Genomic DNA, 20,458 nt, shown 5'->3' with positions numbered 1-20,458 from the left:
CGAAGCCTGGCCGGCCGGACCCGAGCCGCTCGACGCCGGCGCGGCCGCGCCCGCCACGGGCTGGGCGGCCGGGGGCTGCTTGCGCGGCGGGGTCTGCCGGACGGCGTCCTCGACCATCTTCTCCAGCGGGCCCGCGTCGTTCTCGGCGGTCAGCAGCCGGTGCAGCGTCTCGCTGATCTCGGTGAGGCGCTGCAGGGCCTGCGTGTGGTTCTTGGTGAGCGACGTCAGCCGCTGCGTCGCGCCCTCGTTGATCACGCTGGCGCGCCGCTCGGAGGCGGTGAGGGTGCGCTCGGCCTCCAGCCGGGCGCCGGTCACCGTCTGCTCGGCCTCCTTCTTGGCGGACGACAGGACGCTGTCGGCCTCCTTCTTGGCCGTCGCGAGCACGTTCTCGGCCTTCTCCTGGGCCTGGGAGAGGTTCTTGTCGGCGTGCGCGCGGGCCTCGTCGATGATCCGCTTGGACTCGTGCTCGGCGTCCTTGCGGATCTCGGTGCCCTTGGCCTCGGCCTCGGCGACCTTGTCCTGGGCCTCGTCCTCGGCGAGGTTGATGATCTGGCGGAGCCGGTCGCTCAGGTCGTCCCCGGTCGGCTTGCGCGCCTCCCGGACCTCGGCCATCTCGCGGCGGATGCGCTCGGCGTCGTCCTGGGCCCGGGCGAGACGCGCCTCGAGCTCGCGATGCTTTTGCTGTGCGCGGGCGATGAAATCGTCGACCTGGCGGCGGTTGTAGCCGCGCATGACGATCTCGAAGGACTCTTCTTGGAGGAGGTTCGGCAGGATTTCGGCTTCGTTGCTCATGATGCCTTGGGGGGTCGTTGGCGGGGGTCATCACCCCGTCAGGGTCGGTTGCGATCCTCACGCGCCTGTGAGCGGGCCCACATTAGAAACGTCAGGACCGACTCTTGTCCGGTCCACCCCATTCGCGCAACCGGAACGCCGTTCTCGCTGCCGTTTCTTAACCTGGGTAGGTCCGACAAACTACCTAAATTTAGGAGCCTTCGCGCGCTCTGTGTAGCCGTGTCGCGACACGACACGGTCACATCTCCTCAGGGCCCCCTCCGAGGTCCGACCGGGGCCCGCTCTAGCATCGGCGGCATGAGCTATGTGGGTGCGCTGGGCGAGGACGGGCCGACGATCCATCCGGACGCGTGGATCGCGCCGGGCGCCGTCGTGGTCGGGAAGGTGAGGCTGGGCCGCGCGTCGAGCGTCTGGTACGGCTCGGTGCTGCGCGGTGACGACGAGGAGATCGTCGTCGGCGCGGAGTGCAACATCCAGGACCTGAGCTGCCTGCACGCCGACCCGGGCCTGCCCGCCGTGCTGGAGGACCGCGTCAGCCTCGGCCACAAGGCGATGGTGCACGGCGCGCACATCGAGACCGGCGCGCTCATCGGCATCGGCGCGATCGTGCTGAACGGGGCGCGCGTCGGCGCCGGGACGCTGATCGCGGCGGGCGCGCTGGTGCCGCCGGGCAAGACGATCCCGTCCGGCGTGCTCGTCGCCGGGACGCCCGGCAGGGTCGTCCGGGAGCTGAACGACGACGACCGCCAAGTGCTGGCGCGCACGCCGGACGTGTACATGGACAAGGCCGCGCGGCACGCCAAGGCGCGGTGGGCGGACGCGGCGGAGTAGGCCCGGCCGACGCCCGCCCCCGCGCGGCCCGTCGGCCTTGTTCGGACTTTGGCGGCACACTCACCTGCGCCGATGACTGTTCACCGGTGCTGAGGGGGTGCGGTACCGCCTCGGCTGACTACCATGACCATCGTGGTGTGGGGACCGGGCTATGGCAGTGCTCCGCCGCCCAGCCCCCAGATGGGGCACGATCCATTCGCGGCGGCCGAGCGGGACACGAGGGCGATGGTGGCCGCCGCGTGGTGGCCCGCGGCGCCTCCGCAGCAGCGCCAGCACGCCATCGGCGGGCAGATGCTCGTCCTGCCGGACGGGACGTGGTGGCTGTTCGGGGCGTGGGCGCGCTGGTACCGGCTGCATCCGTCCGACGGCCAGTGGTACCTGTGCCCGCCGCCCCGCACGCCCGCCGTGCGGATGGCGGCGCGCCCCGCGCAGGGCACCGGGCAGGTGCCGGTGCTGCCGCCGCACGTGGTCCCGGCCGGCCCCGACTTCGCGTTCGAGCCGCCCGCCGGGCTCCCGTTCGTCGGGCACGGCTTCGCCACCGAGCTGACCTCGCGCGTCCGCGCGACGGTGGAGTCCGCGGCCGCGCTGCCCGCGCCCGAGTACCCGCACTGGTGGCCGCAGTTCACGCAGGAGACGCCGTCCACCGTCGTGGTGGCCTGGGGCGTCATGCTGTGGTGCGCCTCCGCGCCCGCGTTCGACGCCCGGCTGGACGCGCAGATGCTCGACCTCTGGAAGCCCTACCGGGCCAAGCCGCTGCCGGACGTGGACGGCCCGCGCTGGCTCACCCCGCCCGCGCTGGAGACGCTCGTCGGGCTCTACTCCGAGCGGCTGCGCGCCAGCAGGGTCGACGCGGCCGTGGTCGTCCTGCGCACCATGTGGGCCGTGGCGAGCGCGCTGCGCGACGACGTGCGGTTCCAGGTCCGCGCGGACGCGCTGCTCGCCATCCTCGGCGCGACCCTGAGCAACCCCACGGTCGACTACGGCGCCCTGCCGTACGGAGACCAGGCGCTCGTCCAGCAGTGGCTCACCCGCTGCCCGCCCAGCCTGGTGCCCGCGCTGCGCAACGAGAGCTCGCCCGGGGACAACTTCCGGCACGCCTTCTATACCCTCAGCGAGGCCGTCGCCGGGCTGTCCGGCGACCCGGCCGCCGACCCCGCCTACATCGAGCCGCGCCTGGTGGCCGCCGCGCTGCTCGCCGCCGACCTGGACGTCGTCCGCAAGGACGTGGCGGGCACCATCGTCCCCTGGCTCGACCCCGAGATCCGTTACACGGTGCAGGCCGTCTCGGAGCAGAAGGGTCACCCGCTGCGCAGGCTGTGGCCGGTCGACCTGCGGCTGCCGGAGCCGCTGCGGTCCGCCGCCGGGTCGGGGCAGGGCGCCGAGACGCTCCTCGCCGCCATGTACGAGGTGGACCTCGCGTGGTGCAGGCTCGGCGGCATGCCCGCGCGCCCGCGCGGCTTCCCCGTGCCGACCGCCGTCATCGCCGGGATCATCGGGCGCGGCCGGGCCCGCGCGACGGCCGCCGCGCCGACCCATACGCCGCCGCCGAACCCGGCGCCCGCGCAGCCGTCCCCGTTCGGCATGCAGAGCCAGCCCGGTTTCGCCCCCGGCGCCGTCCCGCAGCCGCTCGGGACGCCCGCCCAGCCCGACCGTCCCTTCGTCCAGCCGCCCGCGCAACCCGGCTGGGAGAACGCGCCGGGCGCCGCGCATATGCAGCAGCCCGCGCCGGGTCAGCAGGCCGCGTTCGCCCCGCCGGACCCGCATATGGCCGCCCATTCGCCCGCAGAGGGGGAGCAGGACGAGGGGAACGTCGCCCCGCCCTACACGGAGCTCGGCTTCCAGCGTCCCGGTGGGCCGGCGCCCATGCAGAACCCTCTGCAGGGGCCGCCGATGCCGGATTCTGTGCCCAACCCCATGCAAGGGGCGTCCCCACAGCAGGGTGCCGCGGCGTTCGGGATGGGCGGGTTCCAAGGGCAGGGCCAGACTCCTTACGGAGCGCCGGAGCAGCAGCAGTCTCAATACGCGCCGCCGGAGTCTCAGCCGAACCCGTACGGTGCTCCCGGCCAGGGGCAGGCGCCGTTCGGTGCTCCCGCGGACCCGCAGCTCGGAGGGTTCTCTCCCGCCGAGGAGGAGAACGAGGACGAGCCTTTCGCGCCGCCTTACACCCAGCTCGGCTATCAGCGGCCGGGTGCCGGTCCGCCCGTCCAAGGTCTGCCGCCTGGCGCGAACGTCCCGCCGGGGGTGATGGGCCAGGGGCCGGGCATGCCGGGTCAGCAGATGGCGCCGAACCAGCAGATGGCACCGAACCAGCAGGCCGGTCCGCCGGTGCCGCCCGACCGGCAGCAGCGGCCGCCCGCCCAGTTCGACCCGTACGCGACGCGCATGGAGGACCCGGCGGGCCAGCCGCAAGGCATGAACCAGCCGGGCGTGAACCAGCCGGGCGTGAATCCGCCGCGGCCGCCCGTGCCGCCGCGGCAGGCGGGCCCGCCGGGCACGCGCGTGCTCGGCCCCGGCGACCTCGGTGACGAGCCGTCCGGCGGCGACACCCGGGGCGACGACACGCGCGGCGACGGCGCCGACGGGCCGGCCCCCGGGACGCGGGTCATGTCCGCGACCATGGTCGGCGACTTCGACTTCCTCGACGACACGCCCGCGCCGGAACGGCCCGTCCACGAGATCCCGCCGCCCGAGGACCGGGGCCGGCGCCGCACCCTGGAGCGGTTCGGCATCGGCTTCGTGTCCGGCGAGCACGACGCGGGCCGGTTGCTGGACGAGCTGCACGCGCAGGTCGTGGAGTGGAACGCCCCAGCCGGGGAGGGCGCCGAGGAGACCCGGGTGGACGGGGCGCCGAGCTCGATCCGCACGGGCGTGCCCGGTGTGCTGCTGGTCGGCGGCCCGCACTCGGGGCAGCGCCGGCTCGCCCGGATGATCGCGCTTACGCTGGCGGACGCGGGTCTCGGCGACGGCGCGATCCGCGCGCACGACGCCGAGGACGTGCGGGACGCGCCGGCCGAGCGGATCGCCTCCATCCTCTCCGCGCCGGGCCCGGCGATCCTGTTCGAGCGGCTGGACGTGGCGGTCACCGCGGCGCTGGACCCGGCGGCGTTCGTCGGCGCGGTCCGCCGGGCGCGCCGCGACCCGGTGAACACGACGGCGCTGATCGCGACGTGCGAGCCGCGGGCGTACAAGCGGCTGCTGCAGGACCATCCCAAGCTGGTCCAGGTGTTCCGCGTCCACCGGCTGCCCGACCTGTCCGATCTCGACGACCGGATGACGCTGCTGCACCTGCTGGCCGACGAGCGGCGCGTCACGATCGGCGCTGCGGCGCTGGAGGTCGCGCGGGCGGACCTGGAGCGGCTGCGCGGGCCGGGCGACCTCGTCAACGCCCGCCTGGTCGAGAACTACCTCGACCAGGCGTGCCAGCGGCATCTGGAGCGAGCGGGCGCGTCCCGCGACCGGCTGGTGCTCGCCCCCGACGACCTCGCGGGCGTGGCCGAGGGCATCGAGCCCGCCCTGCGCCCGCCCGGCGACATCGACGGCTACCTGCGGCGGCTCGACCGGATGATGGGCCTGGACGGGGTGAAGGAGGCGGTGCGGGAGCTGGTCGAGGAGGCCGAGCTCGCGGCCGACCGGGCCCGGTACGGGGTCGCGGGCGGCGAGGACCGGCACCTGATCTTCACGGGCCCCTCCGGGACGGGCAAGACGACCCTCGCGGGGCTGGTCGGCGGCATCTACGCGGCGCTCGGCCTGCTGGAGGCCGGGCACGTGGTGGCGTGCCGGCCGGTGCACCTGGCGGGCCGCGACCAGGTGGACACCGAGGCCCGGGTGGCGAGCATGATCGACCAGGCGCTCGGCGGCGTCCTGCTGATCCAGGAGGCGCACCGGCTCGACCGGAGCCCGCCGGTGGTGCGCGAGCTGCTGCGGTCCATGGACGAGCGCGGCGCTCGTTTCATGGTGATCTGTTCGAGCCAGGCGGCCGAGATGGAGGGCTTTCTTTCGGGCAACCCGGCGTTCGGCGAGCGGTTCGGCCGGAGGCTGGAGTTCGAGGGGATGGGCGACCGCGACCTGGTCCAGCTCTTCCAGAGCTACGCCGAGCGCGACCTCTACATGCTGGACGAGGAGCTGCGCGTCGAGCTGCTGGCCCGCTTCGAGCGGATGCGCGAGGACCCCGCGTTCGCGTACGCGCGCACCGTCCGGACGCTGTTCGAGCAGACGGTGGCGCGGCAGGCGGCGCGGCTGGCGGGGGCCGACGTCAACGCCGCCACGGTGGCCCGGCTCACCCCCCGCGACCTGCCCGAGACGCCGCTGGAGCAGATGCTCGGGGACTTCCGCTCCGGGGGCTGAGGGCCCCTTCGGGCGATCTGTCCGGTCACGCGTCCCGCACGCCCGCGCGTCCTTTCTCACACGGGACTCGCGCATCATCGGAACTCACCCGGGAAGACCATCGTTGGGAGTGGCCCCCGAATGGCCCTCTTGGGTCATGTTCCGGTCGGAGCCGTCAGCGTAGCCTCGACCTGGGTGTGGGGAACGAACGGAGGTGGACGCCGTGCGCCAGTATCTCGACCTGCGCGTCCACGACCGCGTTGCACTGGACGAGATCGAACTCTATGCCGAGATGCTCAGCGCGGTGGCGGAGGCCGAACGGCCGCTGACCGTCGCGGAGATCGACATGGTGCTCGGGGTACGGTCCGACGACGCCGGTCGTCGCGAGCTGACGCCGCAGGACTAGCCGAGGCCCGCAGCAGGGCACCGGGGACGCCGAATACGGGCGTCCCCGGTTTTGCGTTTCGGGCCCTCCATAAACCGGGTCAACACGGCCGGGATCGGCCGGGCAGGACTTCCGTAAAGCTTGACTGGCCCGTTCCACGGCACAGGTAAGGACGGCTCCGGGCCACCACCGCCGCACCGGCCCATACCCCCACCCCGGGAGAGACGGCCGTGTCCGGTCCAATGTCACGCACAGTGACCAGATCATGGACCTCCCATCGGCCCTCGGTACCGTCCCCACCTCGGCGCTCTCCCCTCGGTCAGGGCCACGACGGGCACTGTTACGAATCTCACTCACCATTGCGTCACTGTGCGTAAGAAAGATCTACTGGGGGCCGACCGTGCTCCATCGCCGCCGACAGCGGGGCGCCCGCGAGGTATGTACCTGGTGATCTAGGGCAATCTTGTAGGTGAGAGGATGGAGGACACCGGTCGAAGCCAGGGCAAAGGTTCTTTTTACGGCTGGTTGCGCCTACGATCCTCTGCGGACTGTTCCGGCACATCAGGAGAACGACGTGCGCTTGCGTCTCACGCCGCGTGAGGACAGCTTCTACGACATGTTCGCCGACTCGGCGAACAACCTGGTCACCGGCGCCAGGCTGCTCGTGGAGCTCATCAGCGACGGCGCCGACCGGCCGGCGATCGCCGAGAAGATGCGCGCCTGCGAGCACGCGTGCGACGAGTGCACTCATGCGATCATGCGCCGGCTGAACGAAACGTTCATCACGCCCTTCGAGCGCGAGGACATCTACCGCCTCGCCGCGACGCTCGACGACGTGATGGACGAGATGGAGGAGGCGGCCGACCTCGTCGTCCTCTACAAGATCGAGGAGTTCCCCAAGGGGATCGTCCACATGGTCGAGGTGCTGGAGCGGTCGGCCGAGCTCACCGCGGAGGCGATGCCGCGGCTGCGCTCGATGAAGGAGCTCAACGAGTACTGGATCGAGATCAACCGGCTGGAGAACCAGGGCGACCAGGTCTACCGCAAGCTGCTGGCGCACCTGTTCAGCGGCGAGTACGACCCGCTCACGGTGATGAAGATGAAGCAGGTAATCGACCGCCTGGAGGAGGCCGCGGACGCCTTCGAGCACGTCGCGAACACGGTCGAGACCATCGCGGTCAAGGAATCATGAGCGCAGGGGACGATCGGGGCTCGACCCTGGTCCGCGAACCGGCGGCCGAGGTCGAGGGCACGCTGGGCGAGCAGGCCACCCGCCGCGTGACGGGCCGGGCCTGGCTGCTCCTGCTGGCCGGGATCGTGCTGGTCATGGCGGCGGGCGCGCTCGGCCTGCGCGCCGACGCCGAGGCCGCGATGCTCGTGCTGGTCGTCGTGGTCTCGCTGGTCTTCGACTACACCAACGGCTTCCACGACGCGGCGAACGCGATCGCGACGGCGGTGTCGACGCGGGCGCTGACGCCGCGCGTGGCGCTGCTGATGGCCGCGGTGATGAACATGCTGGGCGCGCTCCTCGGCGTGCAGGTCGCCAAGACCGTCAGCGAGGTCATCACGCCGCCGAGCGGGCTGCACGGGCTGACGGTGATCGCCTCCGGGGTGCTGGGCGCCATCACCTGGAACCTGATCACCTGGTACTTCGGGCTGCCGTCCTCGTCGTCGCACGCCCTGATCGGCGGCGTCGTCGGCGCCGGGCTGGCCTCGGCGTCCTCGGTCAACTGGCAGAGCGTCATCGACAAGGTCGCGGTGCCGATGGTGGTCTCCCCGGTGGTCGGCTTCATCCTGGCCTACCTGCTGATGGTGGCCATCCTGTGGACCTTCCGGAACGCCCAGCCGGCCCGTGTCGGCCGCCGTTTCCGCATCGCGCAGACGCTCTCGGCCGCCTCGCTCGCCCTGGGCCACGGCCTGCAGGACGCGCAGAAGACGATGGGCGTCATCGTCCTCGCCCTGGTCACCACCGGGCACGCCAATGGCGACTCCGTCCCCACGTGGGTGATCGTCTCGTGTGCGGGCGCGCTGTCGCTCGGTACCTACGCCGGCGGCTGGCGCATCATGCGCACGCTCGGGCGCAAGGTCATCAAGGTCGATCCGCCGAAGGGGTTCGCCGCCGAGGCGACGGCCTCGCTGGTCCTGTACGTCACCGCCTATTTCTGGCACGCTCCAATTTCGACCACCCACACGATCACTTCGGCGATCATGGGTGCGGGCGCCTCCCAGCGGCTCTCGGCGGTGCGCTGGGGCATCGCGGGCAACATCGTCCTGGCCTGGGTCCTGACGATGCCGGCCGCCGCCCTGGTGGCGGCGGGCGTTTACGGCGTCGTGCACTTCGTCGGCGGCTGACCCGGGCCGCACCACGCCCGCACCCCACCGAGCCCCGCCCGCACCGCGGGCGGCCCGCCGATCGGCCGATCGGCGGGCCTCGTGCGCGTTCCGGCTACTTGACGGAGATCCGGTTCAGGGCCGGGGGCGCGATCGTGCCCTGCGCGCCCATGTAGGCGACGAAACCGTCCAGGTCGATCGGGCCGAGGACCTGGTCCTTGCCCTGGGTGAAGGTGGAGAAGCCGTCCCCGCCGCCCAGCAGGAAGTTGTTGGCGGCGACCTTGTAGGTGGCGGACGGGTCGACCGGCTTGCCGTCGATCGTGATCTCGGAGACCCGGTCGCCGACCGGACGGGACCGGTCGATGGTGAAGCGCAGGTTCGCCGAGGGCTGCAGGATCTTCTCGCCCGCGGCCGTCCACTGCTGCTCCAGCAGGGCGTCGACCTGGGCGCCGGTCAGGGACGTCACGCCCATGACGTTGCTGAACGGCTGGACGGCGAACGCCTCGCCGTAGGTCACGACGCCGTCGCCCTCCGAGCCGCTCGCCTTGAAGGTGAGGTCGGTGCGGACGCCGCCGGGGTTCATGACCGCCACCTGGGCGCCCTTGTCCTTCATGCCGGCGAGCTGGGCGTCGGCGATGACGTCGCCGAGCGCGGTCTCGCCCGCCGGGGACGGCACGCGGGTCAGATCGGCGGTGATCTTCCCGATCGGCTTGTCGGCGATCGCGGAGACCCGCTGCTTCCAGGTCTGCACGAACGTCTGGGTCGCCGGGTCCGGCGGGACGTCCCGCGTCACGACGTGGTTGTCGCCCTTGAGGGACGAGCGGACGATGTCGCCGGTGCGCGTGTTCACCTGGAAGTCGACCTGGGTGATGACGCGGCCGAAGGACGAACCGGAGGAGTAGAGCCGCGGCTGCCCCTCGGGGTCCTTGACGGAGCAGACGTACTGCTGGTGGGTGTGACCCGAAAGGACGACGTCGATGTCGGGGTCGGCCTCCTGCGCGATCCTGGTGCCCGCTCCGGGGACGACGCCGCAGTCGTCCGGCCGCGACCCGGCCTTGACCTGGTCGCCCTCGTGGACGAGCAGGACCATCGCGTGGACGCCGCGCTTGCGCAGCTCCTGCGCGGACCGGTTGGCGGAGGCGACCTCGTCGTCGAAGCGCAGGCCCTTGATGCCGTCGGCGGTGACGATGCCCGGGGTGGTCTTGGTGACGACGCCGATGATGCCGACCTTGACGCCGTTGATCCTGCGGATCGTCCACGGCTTGAGGACGGGCCTGTTCTTCTTCTCCAGGATGACGTTGGCCGCGAGGTAGTCGTACTTCGCGCCCTTCCACTTCCCGGCGGGCGAGCAGCCGTCGACGGGGTGGCACCCGCCGTCCTGGATGCGCTGGAGCTCGCGGTAGCCCTCGTCGAACTCGTGGTTGCCGACCGCGGAGGCCGTGACGCCGACGTCCCCGAGGAACTGGACGGACGGCTCGTCGTGGTAGGCGGCGGAGATCAGCGGCGTGGCGCCGATGAGGTCGCCCTGGGCGACGGTCAGCGTGTGCCGGTCGGCGAGCCGCTTGAGGTGCGTCGCGACGTAGACGGCGCCGCCCGCCGGAACGGCGTTCCCGTTCTCGTCGATCGCGGTGCCCGAGCTTCCCGTCGGCGTTTCGAGGTTGCCGTGGAAGTCGTTGAGCGCCAGGAGCCGTACGGCCGCGGTCGGCGCCGGCCGGGCGGCCGCCGGCTGCGCGGCGAGGCCCGCGACCGTCAGCCCCGCCGCCGCGCAGGCCAGGATGGTGCGTGGTCGAATCATTTCGGGAACGCTAAGCCAGCCCGGCATACGTGCCCCGGCGGCTCCATGACGTTTTCGTGACGTTTCCGTTGGGGCCGTGGTGATCGTGCGGTCCCGGGGCACGTAGGCTGGCGACCGTGAGCGAGGTCCGGGTGCGCGCGGCGCTGGAGGAGTCCGAGGTCGCCGGCGCGCTGGCGGTGGTCCGGGAGGCGACCGCGGCCGACGGCGCCGGGCCGCTGTCGGAGCACGCCGTGCTCGCGCTGCGGGCCGGCCGGGCGGGTCTCACGATCGTCGATGGCGACCCTCAGGGCTCCGGGGGCGGTGTCGTCGCCTACGCGCATCTCGACCCGGCGCGGGACGGGGAGCCCGCCACCGGTGAGCTCGTCGTCCACCCCGCGTTCCGGAAGCGCGGCCATGGCCGCGCCCTGCTGCGCGCTCTGCTCGCCGAGGCGGGCGGTCCGCTGCGGGTGTGGGCGCACGGCGACCTGCCCGCCGCCGCCGCGCTCGCGGAGGCCGAGGGCCTGGCCCGCGCGCGGGCGCTGTTCCAGCTGCGCCGCCCGGCGGCCGGGCCGCTGCCCGAGGTCGAGCTCGCCGACGGGGTGCGGCTGCGGACCTTCGAGCCCGGCGGGGACGAGCGGGCGTGGCTGCGGCTGAACGGCCGGGCGTTCGCCGATCACCCCGAGCAGGGCGCCTGGACGCTGGACGACCTGCGCGACCGCGAGGCCGAGGACTGGTTCGACCCGGCGGGGTTCTTCCTCGCCGAGCGGGCCGGCGTCCCGGCCGGGTTCCACTGGACGAAGGCGCACCCCGGCGGGATCGGCGAGGTGTACGTCGTGGGCGTCGATCCGGACGCGCAGGGCCTCGGCCTCGGCCGCGCCCTGACCCTCGCGGGACTGCACCATCTGCGCGACCGCGGGCTTGACGAGTTCATGTTGTACGTGGACGAGTCGAACACGGCCGCCGTCCGGCTCTACGAGTCGCTGGGCTTCACCCGGTACGCCGTGGACGTCATGTACGGCACGGGGGAGTAGGAGCGGGGCGACCCGTCCCCAGAGTGGACCGCACCCGGGTAAAAAGTACTGTGACCTGGGGCGAGTCCCGAGTTCCCCGGCGCTTCGGGGCGTTAAACCTCGCATGGCGTGTTCAGGAGGGTCTTTGGGGCTTCTGAGCTGGGGAGTTAACCGGGTGGACATGACATAGCGGGGCAACCTTCGCAACCCTGCCGATCGTAGTTCATGGTCCGTTCATCTGGATCGAAGCGGCTCGTCACCTCGTCTGCTTAGCGTCAGCACCCGATGGCGACCCCGCCACCTGGCCGAACCCGCGCCAGCGTGACGGTCGGGGGATCCGCCTGACGAAACTAATGAGGAGACCCTCCGGTGAAGAACGGTTCTCGGTTTGCCGCCCTGGGCGGTGTGGTCGTCGCGGGGGCGCTGGCCCTTTCCGCTTGCGGTAGCGACGACAACTCCGGCTCGGGCTCGTCGAGCAGCGCGCCCACGGGCGACATCGACTGCGCGAAGGCGAGCGTGAACGCCGCCGGGTCGAGCGCCCAGAAGAACGCGATCGAGGAATGGACCAAGATCTACGCGCAGAAGTGCGCGGGGGCCAACCTCAACTACAACCCGAGCGGGTCGGGCGCCGGCATCCAGGCGTTCACCCAGGGACAGGTGGCCTTCGCGGGCTCCGACTCGGCGCTCAAGCCCGACGAGGTGGGCCCCGCCAAGCAGCGCTGCAAGGGCAGCAACGCCCTGAACCTGCCGATGGTCGTCGGCCCCGTCGCCGTCGTCTACAACCTGCAGGGCGTGGACGGGCTGAAGCTGTCGTCCGAGACGATCGCCAGCATCTTCTCCGGCAAGGTGAAGAACTGGAACGACGCCGCGATCGCCAAGGAGAACTCCGGGGCCAAGCTGCCCTCCTCCCCGATCAAGCCGATCTACCGTTCGGACGAGTCCGGCACGACGGACAACTTCACCAACTACCTGCACACCACGGCGCCGAGCATCTGGACGTGGGAGAAGGCCAAGAAGTGGCCGAACTCCACCGGCCAGGGCGCTCCCAAGTCGGACGGTGTGACCAGCCAGGTCAAGAGCACCGCGGGCGCGATCTCCTACGTCGAGCTCTCGTACGCGACGAACAACAAGCTCCAGACCGCGCAGGTGAAGAACGGCGCCGGTGAGTACGCCACGCTGACCCCCGAGAGCGCCTCCAAGGCCGTCGCGGGCGCCAAGGTCGTCGGCACCGGCAACGACGTCGCGCTGAAGATCGACTACACCACCAAGGAGGCCGGGGCCTACCCGATCGTCCTGGTGACCTACGAGGTGGCCTGCGAGAAGGGCCTGGAGGGCGACCAGGGCAAGTTCGTCAAGTCCTTCCTGACCTACACCTCCAGCGCCGACGGCCAGAAGATCCTGACCGGTCTCGGCTACGCCCCGATCCCGGACAGCGTGCTGACCAAGGTCCAGACGTCCGTGAAGGCACTGTCCTGACGGCTGACGACGACCCGCGAAGCCCCGCCGCCGACGAGAACGGCGGCGGGGCTGACCTGGGTTCCGCCGAAGTGATCCAGGGAGGACCCCCCGTGAGCAGCGAGACCGGCGTCGAGGCGACCGCCGGAGCAAGGCACCGCGCCACCGCCCGCCGCATGAGCACGGGCCGGGCCGGAGACAAGATCTTCGTCTCGGCGGCCCGCGGCTCGGGCATCGCCGTACTGGCGATCATGGCCGCCATCGCCGTCTTCCTCATCTGGAAGGCGATTCCGGCCCTGCAGGACAACAAGGCCAACTTCATCACCGCCGAGGAGTGGAACCCCAACGCGACCCCGCCCAAGTTCGGCATCGCGCAGCTGGCATTCGGGACGATCGTGTCCTCGCTGCTGGCCATGCTGATCGCGACGCCGGTGGCCATCGGGATCGCGCTGTTCATCTCCTTCTACTCCTCGCGGAAGCTGGCGTCCTTCCTGGGGTACATCGTCGACCTGCTCGCCGCGGTGCCCAGCATCGTCTACGGCCTGTGGGGGCTGGCCTTCCTGTCCAAGCACATGGACGGCATCAGCGAGTTCCTCAACACCGTCCTCGGCTGGATCCCGCTGTTCGGCGGCGACTCCCCGGGCAAGAACTCCATCTTCACCGCGTCCGTGGTGCTGGCGATCATGATCCTGCCGATCATCTCGTCCATCACCCGCGAGGTGTTCCTCCAGGTCCCGCGGGCCAACGTGGAGGCCGCGCTGGCGCTCGGCGCCACCCGCTGGGAGACGATCCGGCTGTCGGTGCTGCCCTACGGCCGCTCCGGCATGATCGGCGCCTCGATGCTCGGCCTCGGCCGCGCGATGGGCGAGACGATCGCCGTCGCGATGGTGCTGACCTACGTGCCCGGCATCAACATCCACCTCCTGGAGGACGGCGGCGCGACGTTCGCCTCCAACATCGCCAACAGCTTCGACGAGGCGTCGGCGACCGGCCGCGGCGCCCTGATCGCCTCGGGTCTCGTCTTCTTCACGATCACGCTCGTCATCAACATGCTGGCCCGAGCGGTCGTCGCCCGCCGCAAGGAGTTCGTGTGAGTTCCGTGACCACCTCGCCGGGCAAGCCCTCGCTGGGGTCCATCTCCGCCGGCCGCAAGATCAAGGACCGTCTCGTCCAGGGGTTCGTCTACCTGGCCTTCGCGCTGGCCGTGATCCCGCTCGTCTCGGTTCTTTGGACCGTTCTCAGCAACGGCGTCAAGCGCCTGGACGCCGACTTCCTCGGCCACTCCATGAACGGGGTCAGCGGCAGGGACACCGGCGGCGGCGCCTACCACGCGATCATCGGCACGCTGGAGCAGGTCGCGATCGCCAGCGCCATCGCGGTGCCGATCGCCGTGCTCACGGCCGTCTACCTCGTCGAGTACAGCGGCGGCGGCAGGCTCGGCAAGGTCATCAGCTTCTTCGTCGACGTCATGACCGGCATCCCCTCGGTCGTCGCCGGTCTGTTCGTCCTCGCCCTGTGGCTGCTGACCTTCGACTTCGGGTTCTCCGGCTTCGCCGGGGCGCTGGCGCTGACCATCCTGATGATCCCCACGGTGGTCCGATCGAGCGAGGAGATGCTCAAGCTCGTCCCCAACGAGCTCCGGGAGGCCTCCTACGCCCTGGGCGTCCCGCGGTGGCGGACGATCCTGTTCGTGATCCTGCCCACCGCCCTCACCGGCATGGTCACCGGCATCATGCTCGCGGTGGCCCGCGTCATGGGCGAGACGGCTCCGCTGCTGCTCACGATCTTCTTCACCAAGGCCATCAACACCGACCCGTTCAAGGACCCCCAGGGTTCGCTCCCGTCGTTCATCTGGGAGCAGGCGAAGGACCCCAACCAGAACTCGATCGACCGGGCCTGGACGGGCGCGCTCGTGCTCATCCTGATCATCATGGTGCTCAACCTGGCCGCCCGTCTCATCGCCGGCCGGCGCGCCCCCAGCGGCCGCTGACCCCTCCCACCCCGCACCTCCGGGCCGAAAGCGACAAGGAGCATTCACCCCATGGCCAAGCGGATCGAAGTATCCGGGCTGCACGCCTACTACGGCGGCACCCACGCCATCGAGGACATCTCGATGACGATCGAGCCGCGCTCGGTGACGGCCTTCATCGGACCGTCGGGCTGCGGTAAGTCCACGTTCCTGCGCACGCTCAACCGGATGCACGAGGTCATTCCGGGCGCCAGGGTGGAGGGCAAGGTCCTGCTGGACGACGAGGACCTGTACGGCTCCTCGGTGGACCCGGTCGCGGTGCGGCGCGTGGTCGGCATGGTGTTCCAGCGGCCCAACCCGTTCCCCACCATGTCGATCTACGACAACGTGGCCGCCGGGCTGAAGCTGAACGGCGTCCGCCGCAAGAGCCAGCTCGACGAGGTCGTCGAGGAGTCGCTGCAGGGCGCCAACCTGTGGAACGAGGTCAAGGACCGGCTCGGCAAGCCCGGTGCGGGCCTGTCCGGCGGCCAGCAGCAGCGGCTGTGCATCGCGCGCGCCATCGCGGTCCAGCCGCAGGTGCTGCTGATGGACGAGCCGTGCTCGGCGCTGGACCCGATCTCCACGCTGGCGATCGAGGACCTGATCGGCAAGCTCAAGGGCCAGTTCACGATCGTCATCGTGACGCACAACATGCAGCAGGCGGCCCGCGTCAGCGACCGCACCGCGTTCTTCAACATCGCCGGGACCGGCAAGCCGGGCAAGCTGATCGAGATCGACGACACCAGCAAGATCTTCACGAACCCGGAGCAGAAGGCGACCGAGGACTACATCACCGGCCGCTTCGGCTGATCCTTCCCTCCAGAGCCTCGTCTCCGTCCCGGACGGAGGCGGGGCTTTTTGGTTTCTCTCGGCTCCATGTTCTCCTCGCGCATTGGTGACCATGCCGCCCTGAGCGGTGGTGGAGTCACGAGCGAGACAAGCCGAAGACACAGCGGAGGCACGACGGAGGCATAGCGGAGGCATGGTGTAGACGGCACGGAGATCGGTGCCGCCTAACTTTCCGGTGTCCGCACAAAGACGCTTGGAAAGGAAGCCGGATGAATCGCCATGGCCGTCGGGGGAGTCTCATCCTCCTGACCACCGCCGCCCTCGTCTCCGGGACCGTCGTGTCGGCCCACGCGCAGGAGCGTCCGCGGGCCGACCTCCCGTCGCTGACGTACCTGTCCACCTGGGCGTACAAGAACAGGGCGGTCAGGGCCTACAACTCGCGTCTGCAGGTCGAGGGGTCCAGGCTCAGGGACAACCAGCCGGTGGAGCTCGGCAAGGCCGACGGGGGCAAGGCCGAGATCTGGCACAACTACAAGGTCAGGGGAAACGCGGGACCGTACGCCATCGTCAAGTACACCGCGCTCGGAGCCAAGGTGCTCACCGCGGCCGGCAGCGGGAAGAAGGGGGCGGCGGTCAACATCTACACGTGGCGCGGGGGCTACAACCAGCGGTGGGCGGCCGGCGCGTCCGGCAGCGGCACCATGATGCGGAACGGGAACTACGACAAGTGCCTCGACAATCCCGGATCGTCGCAGAAGGTCGGGGTGAACCTCGTGGTCTGGGACTGTAAGGGCGGCGCCAACCAGTACTGGAACCCGGTTCACTGATCGTCCGTCCGGGTGGTGCTCCGTTCCGTGCGCGGAACACCACCCGGTGGACCGACGAGGAGGCTGCCATGCGGACTTCCGCCATCGTCCTGGCCGCCGGGTTCGCCTTGCTGGCGGGCGGCTGCGGCGCGCGGGGCGCGACCCCCGCGGCGAAGGACGGCGCGCTCGGCGCCCCGGAGGCACCGGACGCGGCGCGGGTCGCCACACCGCCGCCGACACGGCTCCCGCTGGACGCCTACGATCTCTCCGCGGCCGAGCAGTTCACCCTCGACAGCGCGCGGGTCCGGCTGGAGCAGGCGTGCCTGAGCGACTTCGGACTCGGCTGGACGGTCGCCTCGCTCGTCCCCGGTGAACAGTCGGAGCGCGCGTTCTCGTTCCTCGACGCCGTGACCGCGGCGCGCCAGGGCTACCACCGCCCCGTCCCGCCGATCGCGATGCCGCGGTTCAGGAAGGTTCCGGAGCGGACCACCACCACCGCCTTCAACGTCCTCTACGGCAAGGTGAGGTCCCATGACGGGAAGGCCGTCCCGGCGGGCGGGTGCGAGAGGCGGGCGCGCCTGAGGCTTCAGGCCGGGGGGCCGCGGCTCGCGGTCCCCGAGGCGGCCGAGTTCGCCTTCGAGGCGATGCGGAGCACCGCGGCCGATCCCGGCGTCTCCGCCGCCATCGGCCGCTGGAAGGGCTGCATGGAGGGGAAGGGACGGCACTACGCGGCCCCTGACGAGGCCGCGGACGACCCACGTTGGGCCCCGACCGGGCCGGCGGGTCGCTCGGGGGTGCCGCTGACCCGGCAGGAGATCGATGTGGCGTCCGACGACGTCCGCTGCAGAGAGGCCACAGGTCTGCAACGCCTGTGGCTGGCGGTGGAGTCCGATCACCAGAAGCGGCTGATCGACGCGAACCTCCGGCACCTGGAGAGCAACAAACGGGCCTATGCCGTGATGCTCGCCAACGCGCGGCGCGGGTGACCGCGACCGCCGGCTGATCGCGGGCGCCGGTCAGGCGGTGGCCGGGGACATCTCCTCGGTCTCGCCCGGCCGGTGGTCGGGGACGAAGCGGTAGCCGACGTTGCGGACCGTGCCGATCAGCGACTCGTACTCGGCGCCGAGCTTGGCCCGCAGCCGCCGGACGTGCACGTCCACCGTCCGGGTGCCGCCGAAGTAGTCGTAGCCCCAGACCTCCTGCAGGAGCTGCGCGCGGGTGAAGACCCGGCCCGGATGCTGGGCGAGGTACTTCAGCAGCTCGAACTCCTTGAAGGTCAGATCGAGGATCCGGCCGCGCAGCCGCGCGGTGTAGGTCGCCTCGTCGATCGTCAGCTCCCCGCTGCGGATCTCGCCCGGCGCCTCGTCGGCGTCGGCGTCGGCCGCCGCGCGGCCCACCGCGAGCCGCAGCCGGGCCTCGACCTCCGCCGGGCCGGCGGTCTGCAGCAGCAGGTCGTCCAGGCCCCACTCGGCGCTGAGCGCGGCGAGCCCGCCCTCGGTCACGACGCCGAACAGCGGCGAGTCCAGGCCCGTCGTGCGCAGCAGCCGGCACAGGCCCTTGGCCTGCGCGAGATCGCGGCGCGCGTCCACCAGGACGACGTCGGCGGGCGGAGCGTCGACGAGGGCGGAGGCCTCCGCGGGGGCGACGCGGACCGAGTGCAGCAGAAGCCCGAGCGCGGGCAGGACCTCATCGGAGGGCTCCAGCGCGTTGGTCAGCATGAGCAAGCTGCTCAAGTGCCCGCCTCCTCGTCCAAAAAGACGTAGGACCCAGGCGGCTCATCGTCAAGCCCCGGCGGCGGCCGGCGGCTCGACGACGAGGCGACCATGAAGGGCTTGCGCAATGAACTCCATGGCCTCGTCGCCCGGATCCCTCGGCACGAGCATATCCGAGGGGTTCCCGCGGGCAACGGGGCGGTCACGGTGGGCCAACCGCGGCGCCGGGGTGAGATCCTGGGGACATGGCGAGGGGAACCATCCGGTACTGGGCCGCCGCGAAGGCCGCGGCGGGCGTCCACGAGGAGCCGTACGACGCCGGGACGCTGGCCGAGGCGCTCGCCGCCGCGGCGGGGCGGGACGGGCGGGACGGGGAGTTCCGGCGGGTCGTCGGGCGCAGCTCGTTCCTGGTGGACGGCGACCCGGTGGGCGGCCGCCCGCACGAGTCCGTCGTGCTGCCCGAGGACGGCGTCGTGGAGGTGCTCCCGCCCTTCGCGGGCGGCTGACTGTCCGGGGCACGGGCGCGGACGGGCCGTCCGGGCGGAGAAGGCCAGGTCGGCGCGTCCTTTCCCGAACCCGGGGAGCGTTCCGGCGATCTCATTCCATGGCGCGACGTCTTCCGCGCCTTGACGCCACTATGGTGTGGCGGTCGCGTGCGTCGCCTGAAGGAGAGACATGCGGAAAGTACTGCTGGTGCTGCTGGTCCTGGGGGTCATCGGCGTGGTCGCCGCCGACCGGATCGGCGTCCGCGTCGCGCAGAACGAGATCGGTAAGCAGGTGGCCTCGCAGTACGGCCTGCCGGAGCAGCCGGACGTGACGATCCACGGCATCCCGTTCCTGACCCAGGCGTTCGGCGGCGAGTACGACCACATCGACGTGGGCATCAGCCAGTGGACCCAGCAGGGCATGACCGTCACCAACGTCAACGTCGACATGCGCGGGGTGAAGGCGCCGCTGTCGGAGGTCGCGGGGGGCAACACCTCCAACATCACCGTGCGCACCGCCACCGCGTCCGCGGTCATCCCCTATGACGTGATCAAGAAGCAGGCGCCCCGCGAGGTCACGAGCATCGGGCCGAAGGGCGACGACCTGACCGTCGGGCTGACCGGCACGGTGCGGGGGGTCCCCATGAAGGGCGACGCGGTCGTGCGGATCAGGCCCACCGCCAAGGGGATCGCGCTCACGCCGGTCTCGTTCGGCTCCAACGGCGGGGTGCAGGTCCCGCTGGCCCTGGTGCGCAGGCAGCTGACCTGGGTCGTTCCGGTCGCCGATCTTCCCGTGGGCTCGCGGATCAGCAAGATCGAGCCCACTGCGGACGGGCTGCGCGTCTCGGCGACCGCCGAGAACGTCCACCTGAACAACCTGCGGCAGTCCCAGCAGAAGTAGCCCTGGCGGAGTGGGTCACCTGGGGTGGGAAACCCCAGGTCGTTTCCGGGGGGTTGTGAACCGGACGGCGGGGGCGTACGTGTCAGGAGTGTGGGTCCAACCGCGGATGAGGGTTTGCTACGCGCCCTGTACAGCGAGCATGGCGGTCCCCTCCTCGGCTACGTCCTCCGGCTGACCGGTGGGGATCGGCCCCAGGCAGAGGACGTCGTACAGGAGACGCTGGTTCGCGCCTGGACGCATCCGGAGGCGCTGGCCGGGCGTCCCGTCCGGCCCTGGCTCTTCACGGTCGCCAGGAACCTCGTGGTGGACGCGCACCGCGCCAAGCGCGCGCGGCCGCCCGAGACGGGCATCGACGAGCAGGTCATGATGACCGAGACGGGCTCCGACGACATCGACCGGGCGCTGGAGTCCTGGACGGTGGCCGAGGCGCTCGCGACCCTGAGCCCGTCACACCGGGCGGTGCTGGTGGAGACCTACTACCGGGGCCGGTCGGTCGCGGAGGCCGCGAAGGAGCTGGGCATCCCGCCCGGCACGGTGAAGTCCCGCACCTACTACGCGCTGCGGGCGCTCAAACTCGCACTGGAGGAGCGGGGGTTGGCGCCATGAACGCCGCCGCGAACGGATGCCCCGACGTGCGCGCCTCGCTCGGCGTGTACGTGCTCGGCGCGATCGATCCCGCCGAGCGGAGCCGGCTGGAGGCGCACCTGGAGGGCTGCTCGGCGTGCCGGGACGAGCTGGCCGGCATGGCCGGCCTGCCCGCGCTGCTCGGCCGGGTGGACGAGGCGCAGCTCAGCCAGGTCGCCGGGCCGCCGCCCGAGCTGCTGGACGGGCTGCTCGCCCGCGCCGCCGAGCGGCG

At 71.4% G+C, this 20,458-nt stretch carries 19 protein-coding genes; 16 read left to right on the top strand and 3 right to left on the bottom strand.

Features of this window, described 5'->3' with window-relative positions; all coding sequences use genetic code 11:
- Window positions 1-792, bottom strand: a 792-nt coding sequence (locus tag E1291_RS26380; RefSeq protein ID WP_131740780.1) for a DivIVA domain-containing protein, incomplete at its 3' end; no start/stop codon positions are given.
- Between the two features lie 297 nt (window positions 793-1,089).
- Between E1291_RS26380 and E1291_RS26375 the strand changes: the two genes are divergently transcribed.
- From E1291_RS26375 to E1291_RS26355, 5 genes are all read left to right on the top strand, one after another.
- Window positions 1,090-1,623 (top strand): gamma carbonic anhydrase family protein, encoded by a 534-nt coding sequence (locus E1291_RS26375; protein ID WP_131740779.1) that lies wholly within the window; start codon window positions 1,090-1,092, stop codon window positions 1,621-1,623.
- A gap of 123 nt (window positions 1,624-1,746) precedes the next feature.
- Window positions 1,747-5,967, top strand: a complete 4,221-nt coding sequence (locus E1291_RS26370; protein WP_131740778.1) for an AAA family ATPase — start codon at window positions 1,747-1,749, stop codon at window positions 5,965-5,967.
- Between the two features lie 202 nt (window positions 5,968-6,169).
- The gene (locus E1291_RS26365) at window positions 6,170-6,352 is read left to right on the top strand and encodes a hypothetical protein (RefSeq protein ID WP_131740777.1); all 183 of its coding nucleotides are present in this window, start codon (window positions 6,170-6,172) and stop codon (window positions 6,350-6,352) included.
- 553 nt (window positions 6,353-6,905) lie between these two features.
- The gene (locus E1291_RS26360; RefSeq protein ID WP_131740776.1) at window positions 6,906-7,523 is read left to right on the top strand and encodes a DUF47 domain-containing protein; all 618 of its coding nucleotides are present in this window, start codon (window positions 6,906-6,908) and stop codon (window positions 7,521-7,523) included.
- The gene (locus E1291_RS26355) at window positions 7,520-8,683 is read left to right on the top strand and encodes an inorganic phosphate transporter (protein ID WP_442316391.1); all 1,164 of its coding nucleotides are present in this window, start codon (window positions 7,520-7,522) and stop codon (window positions 8,681-8,683) included. The genes E1291_RS26360 and E1291_RS26355 overlap by 4 nt, the downstream gene beginning before the upstream one ends.
- A 94-nt stretch (window positions 8,684-8,777) precedes the next feature.
- Here E1291_RS26355 and E1291_RS26350 read toward each other — a convergent pair whose 3' ends face one another.
- Window positions 8,778-10,457, bottom strand: a complete 1,680-nt coding sequence (locus E1291_RS26350; RefSeq protein WP_131740775.1) for a bifunctional metallophosphatase/5'-nucleotidase — start codon at window positions 10,455-10,457, stop codon at window positions 8,778-8,780.
- Between the two features lie 116 nt (window positions 10,458-10,573).
- Here E1291_RS26350 and mshD point away from each other — a divergent pair, with 116 nt between their 5' ends.
- The 7 genes from mshD to E1291_RS26315 all read left to right on the top strand — a co-directional run bounded on the left by mshD (window position 10,574) and on the right by E1291_RS26315 (window position 17,490).
- The gene (gene mshD / locus E1291_RS26345; RefSeq protein WP_207400944.1) at window positions 10,574-11,467 is read left to right on the top strand and encodes a mycothiol synthase; all 894 of its coding nucleotides are present in this window, start codon (window positions 10,574-10,576) and stop codon (window positions 11,465-11,467) included.
- A gap of 348 nt (window positions 11,468-11,815) precedes the next feature.
- A complete protein-coding gene (gene pstS, locus E1291_RS26340; RefSeq protein ID WP_131740773.1) occupies window positions 11,816-12,922 on the top strand; it encodes a phosphate ABC transporter substrate-binding protein PstS in 1,107 nt (368 codons plus the stop codon).
- 92 nt (window positions 12,923-13,014) lie between these two features.
- Window positions 13,015-13,995, top strand: coding sequence for a phosphate ABC transporter permease subunit PstC (gene pstC, locus E1291_RS26335; RefSeq protein WP_242614384.1), 981 nt, complete (start codon window positions 13,015-13,017; stop codon window positions 13,993-13,995).
- Window positions 13,992-14,891: a phosphate ABC transporter permease PstA gene (gene pstA, locus E1291_RS26330; RefSeq protein ID WP_242614383.1), complete on the top strand. Its 900-nt coding sequence runs from the start codon at window positions 13,992-13,994 to the stop codon at window positions 14,889-14,891. Before pstC ends, pstA begins: the two co-directional genes overlap by 4 nt.
- Window positions 14,892-14,942: 51 nt before the next feature.
- Window positions 14,943-15,719: a phosphate ABC transporter ATP-binding protein PstB gene (pstB, locus tag E1291_RS26325; RefSeq protein ID WP_131740772.1), complete on the top strand. Its 777-nt coding sequence runs from the start codon at window positions 14,943-14,945 to the stop codon at window positions 15,717-15,719.
- Between the two features lie 248 nt (window positions 15,720-15,967).
- Complete coding sequence (locus E1291_RS26320; RefSeq protein WP_131740771.1) at window positions 15,968-16,525, top strand: RICIN domain-containing protein; 558 nt, start codon at window positions 15,968-15,970, stop codon at window positions 16,523-16,525.
- Window positions 16,526-16,593: 68 nt separating this feature from the next.
- Window positions 16,594-17,490, top strand: coding sequence for a hypothetical protein (locus E1291_RS26315; protein ID WP_131740770.1), 897 nt, complete (start codon window positions 16,594-16,596; stop codon window positions 17,488-17,490).
- A 30-nt stretch (window positions 17,491-17,520) separates the two neighbouring features.
- On the opposite strand, the gene E1291_RS26310 is transcribed toward E1291_RS26315, so the two are convergent.
- A complete protein-coding gene (locus E1291_RS26310; protein WP_131740769.1) occupies window positions 17,521-18,237 on the bottom strand; it encodes a response regulator transcription factor in 717 nt (238 codons plus the stop codon).
- A 224-nt stretch (window positions 18,238-18,461) separates the two neighbouring features.
- Here E1291_RS26310 and E1291_RS26305 point away from each other — a divergent pair, with 224 nt between their 5' ends.
- From E1291_RS26305 to E1291_RS26290, 4 genes are all read left to right on the top strand, one after another.
- Complete coding sequence (locus E1291_RS26305) at window positions 18,462-18,722, top strand: MoaD/ThiS family protein (RefSeq protein ID WP_131740767.1); 261 nt, start codon at window positions 18,462-18,464, stop codon at window positions 18,720-18,722.
- Between the two features lie 169 nt (window positions 18,723-18,891).
- A complete protein-coding gene (locus E1291_RS26300; RefSeq protein ID WP_131740765.1) occupies window positions 18,892-19,602 on the top strand; it encodes an LmeA family phospholipid-binding protein in 711 nt (236 codons plus the stop codon).
- A 90-nt stretch (window positions 19,603-19,692) separates the two neighbouring features.
- Window positions 19,693-20,208 carry a sigma-70 family RNA polymerase sigma factor gene (locus E1291_RS26295; RefSeq protein WP_131740763.1) on the top strand — a complete coding sequence of 172 codons (516 nt, stop codon included), beginning with the start codon at window positions 19,693-19,695 and terminating at the stop codon, window positions 20,206-20,208.
- On the top strand, window positions 20,205-20,458 hold a 254-nt coding region (locus E1291_RS26290), incomplete at its 3' end, for an anti-sigma factor family protein (RefSeq protein ID WP_207400943.1). The genes E1291_RS26295 and E1291_RS26290, both read left to right, overlap by 4 nt.

It is taken from the genome of Actinomadura roseirufa, from assembly GCF_900659635.1.
GTDB classification, from domain to species: domain Bacteria; phylum Actinomycetota; class Actinomycetes; order Streptosporangiales; family Streptosporangiaceae; genus Spirillospora; species Spirillospora roseirufa.
This window is presented reverse-complemented; position numbering and strand designations above follow the sequence as displayed.

What these genes read in the sequence shown, in the direction of transcription:
- E1291_RS26355 (WP_442316391.1), top strand. Translation starts at nt 7,520, where the DNA reads ATGAGCGCAGGGGACGATCGGGGCTCGACCCTGGTCCGCGAACCGGCG.
- E1291_RS26320 (WP_131740771.1), top strand. Translation starts at nt 15,968, where the DNA reads ATGAATCGCCATGGCCGTCGGGGGAGTCTCATCCTCCTGACCACCGCC.
- E1291_RS26305 (WP_131740767.1), top strand. Translation starts at nt 18,462, where the DNA reads ATGGCGAGGGGAACCATCCGGTACTGGGCCGCCGCGAAGGCCGCGGCG.
- E1291_RS26300 (WP_131740765.1), top strand. Translation starts at nt 18,892, where the DNA reads ATGCGGAAAGTACTGCTGGTGCTGCTGGTCCTGGGGGTCATCGGCGTG.
- E1291_RS26375 (WP_131740779.1), top strand. Translation starts at nt 1,090, where the DNA reads ATGAGCTATGTGGGTGCGCTGGGCGAGGACGGGCCGACGATCCATCCG.
- E1291_RS26315 (WP_131740770.1), top strand. Translation starts at nt 16,594, where the DNA reads ATGCGGACTTCCGCCATCGTCCTGGCCGCCGGGTTCGCCTTGCTGGCG.
- E1291_RS26370 (WP_131740778.1), top strand. Translation starts at nt 1,747, where the DNA reads ATGACCATCGTGGTGTGGGGACCGGGCTATGGCAGTGCTCCGCCGCCC.
- pstB (WP_131740772.1), top strand. Translation starts at nt 14,943, where the DNA reads ATGGCCAAGCGGATCGAAGTATCCGGGCTGCACGCCTACTACGGCGGC.
- E1291_RS26350 (WP_131740775.1), bottom strand. Translation starts at nt 10,457, where the DNA reads ATGATTCGACCACGCACCATCCTGGCCTGCGCGGCGGCGGGGCTGACG.